Raw genomic sequence first — 14,935 nt, 5'->3', positions numbered from 1 at the left:
CGTTCAAGATCGCGGAACTCGGGAAGGAGCGGCCAAGTCCCACCCCTTGCGAGAAGTTGGCGGCGCGCCCATCCACGCACATGGTCCGAATGGAGTACTGTGGCGAGCCCTGGGTCCGGTCCCCGTCAGGGTGCTCGGGACCTTTGCGGACCGCCGGGAGGGGGCTAGTTGCACAGGGTGACGCGATGGGTCACTTAGCGTTGCGAACAGGTAACCGTAGCCATAACGGCGATCCAGGGCCCTCGCCCGACACGCCGGGCAACTCGGCAAGGTTGTGGCAGGCTGCACCCGGGCAGGCCACACTCGACTAGCGGAAGCAGCGACGCAGGTGACGTCGGCAGGCACCACCCGGGAGGTCCCCATGCCCGAACTGCGTGTCGTGGCCGTCTCGAATGACGGCACACGGCTGGTGCTCAAGGCTGCGGACAGCACCGAGTACACGCTTCCGATCGACGAACGTCTGCGCGCTGCCGTGCGCGGCGACCGTCCTCGCCTCGGCCAGATCGAGATCGAGGTGGAGAGCCATCTCCGCCCCCGTGACATCCAGGCCCGTATACGAGCCGGCGCGACCGCGGAAGAGGTCGCGCAGATGGCCGGCATCCCCGTCGACCGCGTCCGCCGCTTCGAGGGGCCGGTGCTGGCCGAGCGTGCCTTCATGGCCGAGCGCGCTCGGAAGACCCCGGTCCGGCGTCCCGGCGAGAACTCCGGCCCCCCGCTGGGCGAGGCCGTCCAGGAGCGGCTGCTGGTGCGCGGCGCCGAGAAGGACACCGTGCAGTGGGACTCCTGGCGCCGCGACGACGGCACCTGGGAGGTCCTGCTGGTCTACCGGGTGGCGGGTGAGCCGCACTCGGCGAGCTGGACGTACGACCCGCCCCGGCGGCTCGTCCAGGCCGTCGACGAGGAGGCGCGCTCGCTGATCGGCGAGTCCGACGACCTCGCCGCGCCCGAGCCCAGCTTCCCGTTCGTGCCGCGCATCGCCCGGCTGCCCCGCGACCGCCCGCTGGACCGCACCGGGGACCGCGAGCGCCCGAGCCTGCCCGCGCCGGCCGCGGAAGCCGCGGAGGAGACCACGGCGACGGCGTCGGCCGGTGAACGGGACTCGCTCACCAGCCTGCTGGAGGCGGTGCCCAGTTTCCGGGGCGACCTGGTGGTGCCGGACCGCACACCGGAGGCGGAACCCGAGGAGCCCGACGTGGAGTCCGAGGTGGAGGAGCCGCCCGCTCCGGCCGCCTCGGCCGGATCCGCGTACGCGGACGTGCTGATGCCGCGTTCCGTCGGCGGTCACCGGGACCGCCTGATCGGGTCCACCGACCGGCAGGCCGAGGCGGACGGGGTCCGTCCGGGGCGCCGTGCGGCGGTGCCGAGTTGGGACGAGATCGTGTTCGGCACCCGGCGGAAGAAGCAGGAGTAAGCCGTTCGGGTCCTGTGGGCCACGGCCGGTTGACGAGCAGTGACGCACTCAGGGGCGCTCGCCACGCGGCGAGCGCCCCTGGTGTGCTTCCGCATGCCGTCCGGCGCAGCGGTATCGGTCTACTGCGGGTCCGGTCCGACCGCCACCGGCCGCCGCGGATCGGACGACCACTCCGACCACGAACCGACGTACAGCGCCGCCGGGACGCCCGCCACGGCCAGGGCCAGCACCTCGTGCGCCCCGGAGACCCCGGAGCCGCAGTACACCCCGACGGGGACCTCGCCGGTGACGCCCAGTTCCCGGAAGCGCGCGCCCAGTTCCCCGGCGGGCAGGAAGCGGCCGTCCGGGCCGACGTTCTGCGTGGTGGGGGCCGAGACCGCCCCGGGGATGTGACCGGCGACGGGGTCGATCGGCTCCACCTCTCCCCGATACCGCTCCCCCGCCCGCGCGTCCAGCAGCACACCGGATCGTGCCAGTTCCGCCGCGCCGTCCGCGTCGAGCAGCCCGTCCGCCGCCGGGGCCGGCTCGAAGTCACCCGGAGGAGGAGTGGGTACCGACGTCTCCAACGGTCCCTCCCAGGACGGCAACCCGCCGTCCAGGACCCGCACGTCCGGGTGACCCGTCCAGCGCAGCAGCCACCACGCGCGGGCGGCTCCCCAGCCCGGTCCGCCGTCGTAGACCACCACCGGCCGGCCGGACGACACGCCCGCCCGGCGCATCGCCGCGCCGAACTCCCCGAGGTCCGGCAGCGGATGGCGCCCGCCCTGGCCCGGAGCGGAGGCCAACTCCCGGTCCAGGTCCACGAACACGGCGCCCGGGAGGTGCCCGGCCGCGTACGCCGCACGCCCGTCGAAGGGGGGCTCACCGGTGGACGCGGCGGCGCTCAACTGCCAGCGGACGTCCAGCAGAACGGGCGGGTTCGGCCCGTCGAGTTCGCTCACGAGTTCGGATGCGGAGATGATGGCGTTCATGGTCACCATCCTCGCGCACGGGGTGGCCGACACGTCCGTGTCCGGCTAATCTGCTCGGCCGGACAGGTCCGATCACCATGTGTGCGGGATCGGGCACATGCTGTGCAACCGATCGCCACCCGCACGACAGCGCGCCGCCGAGGATGACGGCCCGCACATCGGGCATCCTCCGGGACAGGGCGTCCCGCGGTACGTGCGCGAGGCGCGGCGCCCGGCCGTACGGGCACCGGGACGGAGACGGTCCGCGGAGCGGATGCGAAGGACCCCGCGCCGGGGTCGAGATGAGCACGGCCGCCGCCGGGCGGCCGGGAGAAGAGTGACGATGACCGACGCACGGGGGACCGCCCGCCCGAACGGCGAGGCACCCCGGCACACCCCCGGCACACCCTGCTGGGTGAGCCTGATGGTGCACGGGCTGGAAGCGACCGAGGAGTTCTACGGGGCGTTGTTCGGCTGGGAGTTCCGGCCCGGCCCCGATCAGCTCGGCCCGTACGTGCGGGCCCTGCTCGACGGGCGGGACGTGGCCGGCATCGGCCTGCTGCCGCCCGACCGGCAGCTGCCCATCGCGTGGACCCCGTACTTCGCCTCGACCGACGCGGACCGCACCGCCGAGGTGATCCGCTCCTGCGGCGGCACGGTCGGCGTGGGCCCGCTGGACGCCGCCGACGCCGGACGCCTGGCGATCGGCGCGGACCCGGCGGGCGCCGTGTTCGGGGTGTGGCAGGTGGCGGAACCGTTCGGCACGGCCGTCACCGGCGTTCCGGGCACCCCGGCGTGGAACGAGCTGACGACCTACGAGTCGGGCTACGTCGCCAAGTTCTACGAGTCGGTGTTCGGTTACGACGAGGAGCCGGTGGTGTCCGCCGACCTCGACTACGTCACCCTCCAGCTGGACGGGCGCCCCGTGGCCGGGGTGCACGGTCTGGGCAACGCCCTGCCCCGGGACCGCGGGCCGCACTGGATGACCTACTTCACGGTGGCCGACGCCGACGACGCCGCGGATCACGTGGCGCACCTCGGCGGCCAGGTGCTCAAGCCCGCCCGGGACAGCGCCCACGGCAGGGTGGCGACGGTGGCGGACCCGGAGGGGGCCCGCTTCGCGTTGCTGCAGCCGGCGGGGTGACGGGCCGGGGTCCGGCGTGCGGAGGCCCGGGGCGCGCCCGCCGGAGCACCCCGGGCGGGCCGGTCAGGTCTTGGACGCCGGCCCGTCCGCCGCGGCCCCGCCCCGCGCCATGCGCGCGTCGAGGCGGTAGCGGGACTGCACGGCCAGGGCGGCCGCCATCAGCAGGGCGGGCAGGACCGTGAAGCCCAGGAGGATGGCGGTGTGGGCGCCGCCGGTCTGGGTGACCTCCTCCCCGGCCCGGGCCGCGGCGTACCCGCCGAGGCCGAGGGCGGCGGAGTACAGGTAGGGGCCGGCGGCGGCGCCCGTGGCCTCCGTCGCGGTCCAGACCCCGGTGTAGGCGCCGGTGCGCTCGACCTCGGCATCGCCCCCGGCGCGGACGGTGTCGGGGACCATGGCGAACGGGAAGAGCTGCAGGCCCGCGAAGCACGTCCCGAGCAGCAGCGTGCACAGCACCGGTACGGCGATCCCGGCCGCGGCGCCCGCCGCGAGACCGAGCGCGCCGACGACGAAGAAGCCCTGGCACACCAGCAGGCAGCGCTGCTTGCCCCAGCTCCGCGAGAGGCGGAACCACAGGGGGGTGGTGAGCAGGGCGGGGGCCACGAAGGCGGCCATCAGGACGGTGGTGAAGCCGGGGCGGCCCAGTTCGTGGCGCGCGTAGTACGGCAGGCCGGCCAGCACGAGGTGGGTCGTGGTGGAGACGAGGAGGTAGCAGAAGACCAGGACGCGGAAGGACGGGTTGGCCCGCAGCACCTCACGCACCTGGGCCAGGGGCCGCCCGGACGCCGTCCGCTCCGGAGCCGGGGTCTCCCGCCCGGGTCCGGCGGGCACCAGGGCGCGGACACCGCCGACGCCGACGGCCTGGAAGACGACGGTGAAGGCACCGAGGGCCAGCGCCATGACCGCGTACCGGGCTACCGAGTCGCCCTCTCCGGCCAGCAGCGGGGCCAGCGCCCCGCCGACCAGGATGCCGACCGTGAGGACCACCATCCGGAAGGAGAGCACCCGGGTGCGGCCGTGGTAGCCGACCGTCATGTCGGTGGGCGTGGACAGGTACGGCACCTGGTAGGCGGCGAACAGGGCGTTGGCGACGACGAACCAGCCGGCCACCCAGGCCGCCGCCGCCCACGGCCGGTCGGCCACGGGTCCGGGCACCGCGAACAGGGCGACGAACGCCGGGGCGAGGGCGCAGCCCGCCGTCAGCAGCCGCAGCCTGGTGCCCCGTCGGGCGCGCTCGCGGTCGGAGAGGGAGCCGACGAAGGGGTGCAGGACGATGTCCACGGCCTTCGGCACGAGCAGCGCCAGCCCGGCCAGCCACGGCGCCACGCCGAGGGTGTCGGTGAGGAAGTACAGGAGCAGCAGCCCGGGGACGGTCACGTAGACGCCCATGCCGGCCGAGCCGAGGGCGTAGCGGATCAGGGCGGAGCGGGGCACCTCGGCGCCGCTCGCCGGGTCCGTCCCGGCGGCGGGGGCCGACCGGTCTCCGGGGGACACGGCTTCGGATCCGGTGGCAGCGCTCATGAAATCCCCCAACTGCTTGATTGCGAGGTCTGCGGATCCTAGCCAGACTGGGCCGGATGAGGAAGAGCGGTCAGACACCAGACGAGCGGCCCGCCCGGCGCGGGCCCGGCAGGCCCCGGCGCGCGGAGCGGGAGGGGCCTTCCACCCGTGAGCTGATCCTCCGGGAGGCCACCGCGCTGTTCGCGGCGCGAGGGGCGGAGGGGACCTCGCTGCGCGACATCGCGGCGCGGGTGGGCATCGACGTGTCGAGCCTGCACCACCACTTCCCGGCGAAGGACGCCCTGTACGACGCCTGTTTCGAGCGGGTGCACGAGGCGGAGCGGGCGGCACTCTCCCCGCTGGTGGCGGACCTCGGGCGGGCCGCCGCGGAAGGGGGCCCGCCACTGGCCGAGGCGCTGCGGGCGCTCGCCGACGGCTTCGTGGACTTCCTGGAGGAACACCCGCACACGACGTTCCTGTGGCTGCGCCGCTGGCTCGACCCGACGCGCGGCGGGGCCCTGGACCGCGCGTACGCCCTGCCGCTGTACGGGGAGGTCGAACGCGCCCTGCTGGAGGCGGCCCAGGCGGGGACGATCCGGGAGACGACCCCGCACGTCACGGTGCGCAGCCTGGTGTGGGCGGCGCACGGCCATGTCACGGCGCTGGCCGCGGCCTCCCCCGCCGACCGCGAGCGCGAGCGGTACGAGTTCCGCCTCTGGGTGCGCCGTTTCCTCGACGCCCTGTACGGTCCGCCGCCGGCCGGCGGCCGGGTGGGGTCTGGTGCCGGCGCCGATCCGGAGGTAATAATCCCTCACACGTTGGATTAGGTCGACGAAGGGCGCGGGGCGATGGGCGCGGAGCGGGACACGGGGGCGGTACCCGGACGGGTGGCCGTCGTCGGGGGCGGGGTCGCGGGCATCGCGGCGGTCAAGGCCCTGCTGGAGGCGGGCGTCGAGGTGTTCGGCGTGGAGCGCGCCGGAGAACTGGGCGGCCTGTGGCGGCTCTCCGAGGACACCGCCGCCTACGAGGGGCTGCGGCTCAACACGTCGAAGCCGCGCACCGAGTTCGGCGACCACCCGATGCCCGCCGAGTGGCCCGACTACCCCTCGCGCGCCCAGCTCCTGGCGTACGTGCGGGGGTACGCCGAACGCTTCGACGTCCCGCGGCACTACCGCACCGGCACCGAACTGCTCACCGCGCGGCGCACCGGGGAGGGCTGGCTGCTCGAACTGGAGGGCCCCGACGGCAGGTACGAGGAGACCGCCGCGCACCTGGTGGTCGCGAACGGGCACAACCACACCCCGCGCCTGCCCGAACCGCCGTACCCCGGCACCTTCGAGGGCACGTCCTCGCACGCCCACACGTACCGCGAGCCCACCGCGTTCGCCGGCCGCCGGGTGCTCGTGGTGGGCACCGGCAACAGCGCGATGGACATCGCCACCGAACTGGCCGGGCACGCCGGCGAGGTGCTGCTGTCGGCCCGGCGCGGTGTGTGGGTGCTGCCGAAGCGGCTGCTGGGCCGCCCCACCGACCAGTGGAACGGCGCGCTCGCGGCCGTCCTGCCGTGGCGGCTGCGCCAGCAGGTCTCCCAGGCGATGCTGCGGCTCGCGGCCCGGGGGCAGGAGGGGCCGGCGCTGCCCCCGTCCCCGGAGGGCGTGCTCCAGGACCACCCGACCCTGAGCGACACGGTCCCGGCGCTGGTCGCGGCCGGGCGGATCGGCGTGCGGGCGGGCATCGAGCGCTTCGAGGGGAACCGGGTGCGCTTCACCGACGGGCGCGAGGACGAGGTGGACCACGTCCTGTGGTGCACCGGGTACCGGGCGACCGTTCCCTTCCTCGACCCGGGGCTGGTGCCCGACCCGGCGCGACTCCCCCTGTACCGGCACGTGTTCCCGCTCGACGAGCCCGCGCTGTCCTTCGTCGGCCTCATGCAGTCCACGGGATCGGCCCTGCCGGTGGTCGAGGCGCAGGGCCGGCTGCTCGCGGCCCACCTGTCCGGACGGCTGCGCAGGCCGCACCGGGACCGGATGCTGGCCGAGGTCACCTCGGAGCTGCAGGCGGCACGGGAGCGGTGGGGCGAGAAGCGCCCGCACATGCGCCTCGACGTGGACCGCTATCTCCGCCAGGTGGAGCGGGACCTGACGGCCGGACGCCGTACGGCCCCCCGGCTCGACGGCCGCAGGGTGCTGGTGACCGGCGCGTCGGGGACCTTCGGCCGGGCGCTCGGCGAGCGCTTCACCGCCCTCGGCGCGCGGGTCGTCGGACTGGACCTGGTGGCGGACGGGACGGGGCCGGTGCCCGTGGTGGGCTGCGACCTGACCGACCCGGAGTCGGTGACCAAGGCGGTCGAGGAGGCCGTCGCCCTGCTCGGCGGGGGCGTGGACGTACTGGTCAACAACGCGGGCCGGGGCGGGCCGGCACCCGCGGAGCTGCGGCCGTCGGAGGAGGTGCACCAGCAGATCCGGCTCAACCTGCTCGGTGCCTGGGAGGTGACGGCCGCCGCGCTGCCGCACCTCGAACGCGCCCGGGGCCGCGTGGTGTTCATCGCCTCACGGATGGCTGTGCTGCCGCTGCCGCTGGCCGCCGCCTACGGCGTCTCCAAGCGGGCGCTCGCCGCGTACGCGGACACGCTGCGGCTGGAGGTCGGCACGCACGTCGGGGTGACGACCGTGTACCCGAGCATGGTGCGCAGCCCGATCCACGACAGCACACGGGAGGCGGGCCTCTCCCTGGACGGGGTGTCCCGGCCGGAGCCCCTCGACGGGGTGGTGTCCGCGGTGGTCTCCGCGGTCACGGCCCGGCGCGCCCCGCGCGACGTGGCGACGACCCGCCGCGGCCGGACGGAGATGGCACTCGCCCGGCACGTGCCGGCGCTGGCCGACCGGATCGTGCGGCGGACCGTCGCCTCGCGGCTGGCGGCCGGCGCGTTCGCGCAGGCACCGCTCGCCGAAGGGCTGCGGCGGCGGCACGGGCGCACCGGCTGAGCGCGGCCGTCGCCGGGCGGCCGGGCCCCTGGGTCTCGGCTCCGGGACGGCCCGGCTCGACCGGCTCTCGGTAGGTCCTCCGGCCCGGCGCCAGGGTTGCCCTCGGTTCCCGGCACTCCCGGCACTCCCGCGGCCCGAGCGGGAGTGCGGAACAGCCGGGTCCCGGCCGGCGTTGGGCGGGTCATGACGACGCACACACCGAAGCCAGAGGTGCTGCACTACACCGCCTTCTCCCACACGCCCGACGGCGGCAACCCCGCGGGAGTCGTGCTGGACGCCGCGGGGCTGGGCGACGAGGAGATGCTGGCCGTCGCAGCCGAGCTGGGGTACTCGGAGTCCGCGTTCCTGACCGCGCCCCCGGACGGGTTCGTCGGACGGGCGTACGGCATCCGCTACTTCAGTCCCCGGGCGGAGGTGCCGTTCTGCGGGCACGCGACCGTGGCGACGGCCATCGCGCTCGCCGAGCGGACCGGCCCCGGGGAACTCGTCTTCGCGACCCGCGCCGGCACCGTACCGGTGGAGGTGACCGAGGAGGGTGGGGGCCTGCGGGCCACGCTCACCAGCGTCGAGCCGTACGTCGAGGAGGCGGAGGACGCGGACCTCGCCGAGGCCCTGGCCGCGCTCCGCTGGCCCGCGGCCGACCTCGACCCGGCGCTGCCGCCCCGCATCGCCTTCGCCGGGGCCCGCCATCTGGTGCTGGCGGCGGCGACCCGGGCCCGCCTGGCCGATCTGGACTACGACTTCGGGCGGCTGGAGACGCTGATGCACCGTCTGGACCTCACCACGCTCCAGCTGGTGTGGCGTGAGTCGGCCACCGTCCACCACGTGCGCAACCCGTTCCCGGTGGGCGGCGTCGTCGAGGACCCGGCGACGGGCGCCGCGGCGGCCGCGTTCGGGGCGTACGCGCGGGAACTCGGCCTGGTCCCGGAGGAGGCCGTGCTCACCCTGCACCAGGGCGAGGACCTGGGCCGCCCCGGCGAACTCACGGTGACGCTGCGCGCGGGTGACCGGCGTGTACGGGTCGGGGGTGCGGGGGCCCGGATCGGCTGACGGCGCACGGCCGGGCCGTCGGCGGCATGCGGGGCGTGACGCTGCGGCCTGGACCGGCCGACGGCACGCGGACGAACCACCGCGACATGTAGGGCGGCGACACACCAGGGCCCCAACCTGCCGACGGCACGCGGAGGTCCGTCGGCGGCGCGGGAGTCCGCGTTCCTCGGCCTCGCCCGGTCAGACCGTCGGCACCGGCAGGACGTCCGGGGACAGGGCGGCGGCGCGGGCCGTGGCCGCGGTCATGCGGCGGCGGTGGTGGCGGCGGCAGAGCACCTCGTAGCCGACCTCGTCGGCGGCGCCGGTGACATCGCCGACGACCACCTGGGCGCCCTCGACGACCATGACCCCGCCGACCGTGCGGGCGTTGTGCGTGGCGCGGGCGCCGCACCAGCACAGGGCCTCCACCTGGAGCACCTCGACCCGGTCGGCCAGTTCCACGAGCCGTTGGGAGCCCGGGAACAGGCGGGTGCGGAAGTCGGTGGTGATGCCGAAGGCGTAGACGTCGACCTCCAGGTCGTCCACCACGCGGGCGAGTTGGTCGATCTGCTCGGGGGACAGGAACTGCGCCTCGTCGGCGATCACATAGTCCGCTCGGCCGCCCTGCGACAGGTGGTCGACCAGGTGGGCGTAGAGGTCGGCGCCCTCACCGACCTCCACCGCGTCCGTGACCAGGCCGAGGCGGGAGGACAGCTTGCCCTCGCCGGCCCGGTCGTTGCGGGTGAAGATGACGCCCGCGAGGCCGCGTGCCGACCGGTTGTGCTCGATCTGGAGAGCCAGTGTCGACTTCCCGCAGTCCATGGTTCCGGAGAAGAACACCAGCTCGGGCATGGGGGGCGGGCACCTTTCGGCGGGATCGGGCGGGTCCGGCTAGGGGACGTGGCGGGGCTGCCGGGGCGGGACGGACCTCAGGAGCGTACTTCGAGCAGGGGGACCAGTTGTTCGGCAGGGGTCATCGAACCGTGGTTGCCGACCATCGCCGACTCCTTCGGCTCCCGCTCGGAGGCGATCAGCAGGACGTCGTCCCGCGCGGCGGCGATCACGTCGCCGATGCGCCCGTACACCCGGTCGTCGATCCGCGGCCCGAACCAGCCGACCGCGATCGCCTCGTCGCGGGAGGCGACCCAGAACTGCTCCCCCAGCACCTCGCGCCAGCAGGCCAGCACGTCGCCGGCGGCGCCGGGCACGGCGTACACGTGCCGGGCACGGCCCTCGCCGCCGAGCAGCGCGACGCCGGCGCTGAGCTCCCAGTCCGTGTCGAAGTCGATGCGGTGCTCCTCGTCGAAGGGCACGTCGATCATGCCGTGGTCGGCGGTGACGTACAGCGCGCTGCGCTCGGGGAGCTGCTCGGCCAGGCGCTGGACCAGGCGGTCGACGTACATGAGCTGGCCGCGCCAGGTGTCGGAGTCGACGCCGAAGCGGTGGCCGGCGCCGTCGACGTCGGAGTAGTACGTGTAGACCAGGGCGCGGTCGCCGGCGGCGAGTTGTTCGGCCGCGAGGTCCATGCGCTCCTCGCCGGACAGGCGCCCGTGGAAGGTGCCGCCGCTGAGCGCGACCTTCGTCAGCGGCGTGTTGACGAAGGCCGGGGAGGACACCTGGGCGGCGTGGACGCCCGCCCGGTGGGCGAGCTGGAAGATCGTGGGGTACGGCTGCCAGGCCGCGGGCTGCGTCCAGGGCTGCCACCGGAGCTGGTTCATCAGCTCGCCGGTGTCCGGGTTGCGGACGGTGTAGCCGGGCAGGCCGTGCGCGCCGGGCGGCAGACCGGTGCCGACGGAGGCGAGGGAGGTGGCGGTCGTCGCCGGGTAGCCGGCGGTGATCGGGCGTCCGGTGCCGCCGCGCGAGGCGGCCAGCAGGGACGTCATGAAGGGCGCTTCCTCCGGGTGCGCCCGCAGCTGCTCCCACCCGAGTCCGTCGATCAGGAACACGCAGTTCCGGTCGGCGGGCGTGAGCTCCGCGATGGCGGCGCTGGTGCCGGGCACCTCCATGCCCGCGGCGAGGGTGGGCAGCAGGTCGGCGAGCGACCCGGTGCCGTACTCGGGGACGGGGGCGGTGTCCAGGGCCAAGGGCTCGGGGTGGTGGGCCGCCCAGCCGGTGGGCGTCGCGGGCGGTGTGGAGTGCGGGGGGTACGCCATCAGCGCGTCTGGTCCGCGGTCGCCTCGGAGAGCGCCTGCGCGAACGCGAGGGCCTGGCGCACCGTCTCCGGTCCGTCGCCGGCCTCGCTGACCCGCAGGCTCAGGTCGTCCGCCGTGGAGCTGCCCGTGTAGCCGTGGTCCGCCTCGCAGTTGGGGTCGCCGCAGGCCGCGGGCTCCAGGTCGATGCGGGAGACGGCGCCCCAGCCGATGGTGAGCACGATCTCGCGCGGCAGGGTGCCGGGCTTGTACGACTCCGGGTTGGCGACCACCCGGCTGACCACGATGGACGAGATCCGGCTCAGCTTGACCGACTCGGTGGACGTGGTGGCGTAGGGCGTCGGGGAGGTGCTGTCGGCGGCCTGCTCGTCGGTGTGGCTGACGATGAAGCGGTTGCCGGTCAGGACGAGCACGGTCACGTGCCGCCGCACCTCGTTCTGGTCGAACGTGGTCTCCTGATGGACCAGGTACGACCGGATGGGCTCGCCGCCCACGGCGGCCTCCACCGCCTCGGCCACGAGGGCCGGGTAGTAGCCGCTGCGCTCGATCGCCGCCCGCAGCCCCTGGGTCGTCGTACTGGTCTTGGCCATGCGCCCATCCTACGGGGGCCCGCCGACTGCGTGGCACCGCTCCGGGGTGCCGCTCGGCGGCACCGGGCGGCGGGCCGGGCCCGGGCACGTCCGGGCGACGGCCGAAGTCGTCAGCGGGGCCGGAGAGTCCGCGGTCCGCAGTCGTCAGCAGGGCGGGAGGTTCCGCGGTCCGAGATCGTCAATAGGCCGGGAGGGTCCGCGGTCCGAGGTCGTCGCGGGCGGGCGGCGGGGCCAGGCGCACCGAGGCGCTCAGCACGCTCAGCGCGTGCGGGGCGACGACGACGGGTTCCAGGGTGACCGCGGCCACCTCGGGATGGTCGTCGACCAGCCGGGACACCCTCAGCAGCAGTTCCTCCAGCGCCGGGGTGTCCACCGGGGCCGAGCCGCGCCAGCCGAAGAGGAGCGGCGCGGTCCGGATGGCGCGGACCAGCGATCCCGCCTCCCGGTCGGTGACCGGGATCAGCCGGTGCGCCATATCGCCGAGCAGCTGCGAGGGCGGGCCGGCGATGCCGAAGGAGAGCGCGGCCCCGGCGGCGGGATCGATGACGGCCCGGACGATGGTGTCGACGCCGCGCGGGGCCATGCGCTGCACGACGGGCCGCAGTTCCTCGGGGGTGCCGAACAGCTCCGTCAGCTCGGCGTAGGCCCGGCGCAGTTGTTCCTCGTCGGCGAGGTCGAGGCGGACGCCGCCGAGGTCGGCCCGGTGGCGCAGGTGGGGGGCGGTGGCCTTGAGGGCCACGGGGTAGCCGAGGGTGCGGGCGGCCTCCGCGGCGGCATCGGGGCCGGGGGCGGGCAGGGCGCGGTGGACGTGGATGCCGTAGGTGCCGAGCAGCTCGTAGGCCGCGTCGCTGTCGAGGGTGAGGCCCTGACCGCTGGTGAGCTGCCGCTCGATGAGGGCGGCGGCGGCCTTCTCGTCGATGTCCTCGTACTCCGGCACCTTGCCGGGGTCGGCGACGTCCCGCCGCCACTGGGCGTACTCGACGGAGTGCGCCAGCGCCCGGACGGCGCGCTCGGCGGCCGGGTAGGCGGGGATGAGGCGGGCGCCCTCGGGCGGCGCGGGGCGGGCGTCCGCGGGAGATGCCGGGCGGGCGTCCGCGGGGGTGCCCGAGGGGGTGTTCGGGGCGGGCCGGGCGGTGCGGGGCGCGGGCGGGGGGCCGGCCGCGGGCTGCGGTGCCGTGCTCGCCGCGGCCGAGAGTGCTTCGGCGAGCCCGCCGAGTTCGACGTGGACCACCAGGACCGGCTTGTCGGGGGTGGCGGAGGCGGCCGAGCGCAGGGCGTCGGCCAGGGCGGCGTCGCCGACCGAACCCTCCCCGACGGCCGGGATGGCGGTGACGACGACGGCGTCACAGGTGTCGTCGGCGAGCGCCCGGGCCAGCGCGTCGTGGAAGTCGGCCGCCGAGGCGGCGGTGGTGAGGTCCTGCGGGGGCTGGGGGCGCAGACCCTCGGCGAGGCAGGCGTCGTAGGTGAGCAGTCCCAGGGACTCGGAGTTGCCGAGGATGGCGACGCGGGGGCCCGCGGGCAGCGGCTGGCGGGCGAGGAGGAGGCCCGCGTCGACGAGTTCGGTGATGGTGTCGACGTGGATGACGCCGGCCTGGCGCAGCAGCGCGGAGACCGTCGCGTGGGGCAGGCGCATCGCGCGGACGGCGTGGCCGCGGGGTCCCGCGCCGTGCCGGGCGCCCTGGACGACGACCAGGGGCTTGGCGGCCGCCGTGCGCCGGGCGAGGCGGGTGAACTTGCGCGGGTTGCCGATGGATTCCAGGTACATCAGGACGACGTCGGTGTCGGGGTCCTCGTACCAGTACTGCAGGAGGTCGTTGCCGGAGACGTCGGCCCGGTTGCCGGACGAGACGAAGGTGGACACGCCGGTGACGCCGGTGACGCCCCCGCCGCGCCGGTGCAGCCGCGACAGCAGGGCCACGCCGATGGCTCCGGACTGGGCGAACAGCCCGATCCGGCCGGGGCGGGGCGGCTCGGGGGCGAGGGAGGCGTTGAGCCGGACGTCCGGCGCGTTGTTGATCACTCCGAAGGCGTTGGGGCCGATGATCCGCATGCCGTATGTGCGCGCCTGGCGCACCAGGGCGCGCTGGAGTTCCCTGCCCTCGGGCCCCGACTCGGCGTATCCGGCGGAGACGACGACCAGGCCCTGGACGCCGTGCGCGCCGCACTCGGCGACGACCTCGGGGACGTGGGCGGACGGCACGGCGACGACCGCGAGGTCGACGGGGCCGTCGATGTCCCGCACGGAGCGGTACGCGGGCACTCCGTCCAGTTCGTCCGTGCCCTCGGGGAGGGCCTTGTTGACCGCGTGGAGCCGCCCGGTGAACCCGGCGTCCCGGATGTTGTCCAGGATGCTGCGCCCGACTCCGCCGGGGGCGCGGCCGGTGCCGATGACGGCCACCGACCCGGGGGCCAGGAGGCGCTGCACCGAGCGCGCTTCGGCGCGCTGCTCGCGCGCCCGCTGCACGGCCATGGAGCGGTCGGTGGGTTCGAGGTCGAACTCCAGGCGGACGACACCGTCCTCGAAGCTGCGCTTCTGGGTGTACCCGGCGTCCGTGAACACCTTGATCATCTTGGTGTTGGCGGGCAGCACCTCGGCGGCGAACCGGCGGATGCCGCGCTCCCGCGCGACCGCGCCGATGTGTTCCAGCAGGGCGGAGGCGACCCCCCGGCCCTGGTGGGCGTCCTGGACGAGGAAGGCGACCTCGGCCTCGTCGGCCGGAGCGGAGGCGGGCGTTCCGTCGGCGCCGATCCGGTCGTAGCGTACGGTGGCGATGAACTCGCCGCCCACGGTGGCCGCGAGTCCCACCCGGTCCACGAAGTCGTGGTGGGTGAAGCGGTGCACGTCCTTCGCGGACAGACGCGGGTAGGGCGCGAAGAAGCGGTAGTACTTCGACTCGTCCGACACCTGCTCGTAGAAGCTGACCAGGCGCTCGGCGTCATCGACGGTGATGGGGCGGACGCGCGCGGTGCCGCCGTCGCGCAGCACCACGTCGGCCTCCCAGTGAGCGGGGTACTCGTGCCGGTCCGAGGAGGTCTGCATGGGCCCCAGCGTACGGCTCGCGCACGGCGACGGCGCGAGGCAGTCTGTGGGTGCGCGGGGCAGGGCCGAGGCCGCGGTCCGGCCGTGCGCACGGAGCGGGAGCGGGTGCCGCTCCGACACGCTTCACGATGTGGGAAACT

The 14,935-nt window shown here is 75.1% G+C and carries 11 protein-coding genes; 5 read left to right on the top strand and 6 right to left on the bottom strand.

Annotation, left to right across the window (positions count from 1 at the left end):
• The first annotated feature begins 361 nt into the window (after positions 1–361).
• Positions 362–1,411 (top strand): septation protein SepH, encoded by a 1,050-nt coding sequence (gene sepH, locus AB0F01_RS18270; protein WP_362096335.1) that lies wholly within the window; start codon positions 362–364, stop codon positions 1,409–1,411.
• 119 nt (positions 1,412–1,530) lie between these two features.
• Here sepH and AB0F01_RS18265 read toward each other — a convergent pair whose 3' ends face one another.
• Positions 1,531–2,382, bottom strand: coding sequence for a sulfurtransferase (locus tag AB0F01_RS18265; RefSeq protein WP_362096332.1), 852 nt, complete (start codon positions 2,380–2,382; stop codon positions 1,531–1,533).
• A gap of 322 nt (positions 2,383–2,704) precedes the next feature.
• On the opposite strand from AB0F01_RS18265, the gene AB0F01_RS18260 reads away from it, so the two are divergent.
• A complete protein-coding gene (locus tag AB0F01_RS18260; protein WP_362096330.1) occupies positions 2,705–3,505 on the top strand; it encodes a VOC family protein in 801 nt (266 codons plus the stop codon).
• A 63-nt stretch (positions 3,506–3,568) separates the two neighbouring features.
• On the opposite strand, the gene AB0F01_RS18255 is transcribed toward AB0F01_RS18260, so the two are convergent.
• Positions 3,569–5,023, bottom strand: a complete 1,455-nt coding sequence (locus AB0F01_RS18255) for an MFS transporter (RefSeq protein WP_362096327.1) — start codon at positions 5,021–5,023, stop codon at positions 3,569–3,571.
• 56 nt (positions 5,024–5,079) lie between these two features.
• Here AB0F01_RS18255 and AB0F01_RS18250 point away from each other — a divergent pair, with 56 nt between their 5' ends.
• From AB0F01_RS18250 to AB0F01_RS18240, 3 genes are all read left to right on the top strand, one after another.
• Positions 5,080–5,829, top strand: a complete 750-nt coding sequence (locus tag AB0F01_RS18250; RefSeq protein WP_362096324.1) for a TetR/AcrR family transcriptional regulator — start codon at positions 5,080–5,082, stop codon at positions 5,827–5,829.
• A gap of 21 nt (positions 5,830–5,850) precedes the next feature.
• Positions 5,851–7,986 (top strand): SDR family NAD(P)-dependent oxidoreductase, encoded by a 2,136-nt coding sequence (locus AB0F01_RS18245; RefSeq protein WP_362096321.1) that lies wholly within the window; start codon positions 5,851–5,853, stop codon positions 7,984–7,986.
• Between the two features lie 183 nt (positions 7,987–8,169).
• On the top strand, positions 8,170–9,036 hold the full coding sequence (locus tag AB0F01_RS18240) for a PhzF family phenazine biosynthesis isomerase (RefSeq protein ID WP_362096319.1): 867 nt from the start codon (positions 8,170–8,172) through the stop codon (positions 9,034–9,036).
• A gap of 180 nt (positions 9,037–9,216) precedes the next feature.
• Here the strand turns inward: AB0F01_RS18240 and AB0F01_RS18235 are convergent, their stop codons facing one another.
• The 4 genes from AB0F01_RS18235 to AB0F01_RS18220 form a co-directional block, all read right to left on the bottom strand.
• The gene (locus tag AB0F01_RS18235) at positions 9,217–9,867 is read right to left on the bottom strand and encodes a thymidine kinase (RefSeq protein WP_362096316.1); all 651 of its coding nucleotides are present in this window, start codon (positions 9,865–9,867) and stop codon (positions 9,217–9,219) included.
• A 77-nt stretch (positions 9,868–9,944) separates the two neighbouring features.
• Positions 9,945–11,168, bottom strand: coding sequence for a nucleotide pyrophosphatase/phosphodiesterase family protein (locus AB0F01_RS18230; RefSeq protein ID WP_362096313.1), 1,224 nt, complete (start codon positions 11,166–11,168; stop codon positions 9,945–9,947).
• Complete coding sequence (locus AB0F01_RS18225; protein ID WP_362096310.1) at positions 11,168–11,755, bottom strand: DUF5998 family protein; 588 nt, start codon at positions 11,753–11,755, stop codon at positions 11,168–11,170. The genes AB0F01_RS18230 and AB0F01_RS18225 overlap by 1 nt, the downstream gene beginning before the upstream one ends.
• A 178-nt stretch (positions 11,756–11,933) precedes the next feature.
• The gene (locus tag AB0F01_RS18220; protein ID WP_362096307.1) at positions 11,934–14,795 is read right to left on the bottom strand and encodes a GNAT family N-acetyltransferase; all 2,862 of its coding nucleotides are present in this window, start codon (positions 14,793–14,795) and stop codon (positions 11,934–11,936) included.
• Positions 14,796–14,935: the final 140 nt, after the last annotated feature.

Origin of the sequence: Streptomyces sp. NPDC029526, assembly GCF_040637405.1 — a bacterium.
GTDB lineage: Bacteria > Actinomycetota > Actinomycetes > Streptomycetales > Streptomycetaceae > Streptomyces.
The sequence above is the reverse complement of the archived record's forward strand: the minus strand, read 5'-3'. Positions and strand labels throughout refer to the sequence as shown.

What these genes read in the sequence shown, in the direction of transcription:
- sepH (WP_362096335.1), top strand. Translation starts at nt 362, where the DNA reads ATGCCCGAACTGCGTGTCGTGGCCGTCTCGAATGACGGCACACGGCTG.
- AB0F01_RS18265 (WP_362096332.1), bottom strand. Translation starts at nt 2,382, where the DNA reads ATGAACGCCATCATCTCCGCATCCGAACTCGTGAGCGAACTCGACGGG.
- AB0F01_RS18260 (WP_362096330.1), top strand. Translation starts at nt 2,705, where the DNA reads ATGACCGACGCACGGGGGACCGCCCGCCCGAACGGCGAGGCACCCCGG.
- AB0F01_RS18255 (WP_362096327.1), bottom strand. Translation starts at nt 5,023, where the DNA reads ATGAGCGCTGCCACCGGATCCGAAGCCGTGTCCCCCGGAGACCGGTCG.
- AB0F01_RS18250 (WP_362096324.1), top strand. Translation starts at nt 5,080, where the DNA reads ATGAGGAAGAGCGGTCAGACACCAGACGAGCGGCCCGCCCGGCGCGGG.
- AB0F01_RS18245 (WP_362096321.1), top strand. Translation starts at nt 5,851, where the DNA reads ATGGGCGCGGAGCGGGACACGGGGGCGGTACCCGGACGGGTGGCCGTC.
- AB0F01_RS18240 (WP_362096319.1), top strand. Translation starts at nt 8,170, where the DNA reads ATGACGACGCACACACCGAAGCCAGAGGTGCTGCACTACACCGCCTTC.
- AB0F01_RS18235 (WP_362096316.1), bottom strand. Translation starts at nt 9,867, where the DNA reads ATGCCCGAGCTGGTGTTCTTCTCCGGAACCATGGACTGCGGGAAGTCG.
- AB0F01_RS18230 (WP_362096313.1), bottom strand. Translation starts at nt 11,168, where the DNA reads ATGGCGTACCCCCCGCACTCCACACCGCCCGCGACGCCCACCGGCTGG.
- AB0F01_RS18225 (WP_362096310.1), bottom strand. Translation starts at nt 11,755, where the DNA reads ATGGCCAAGACCAGTACGACGACCCAGGGGCTGCGGGCGGCGATCGAG.
- AB0F01_RS18220 (WP_362096307.1), bottom strand. Translation starts at nt 14,795, where the DNA reads ATGCAGACCTCCTCGGACCGGCACGAGTACCCCGCTCACTGGGAGGCC.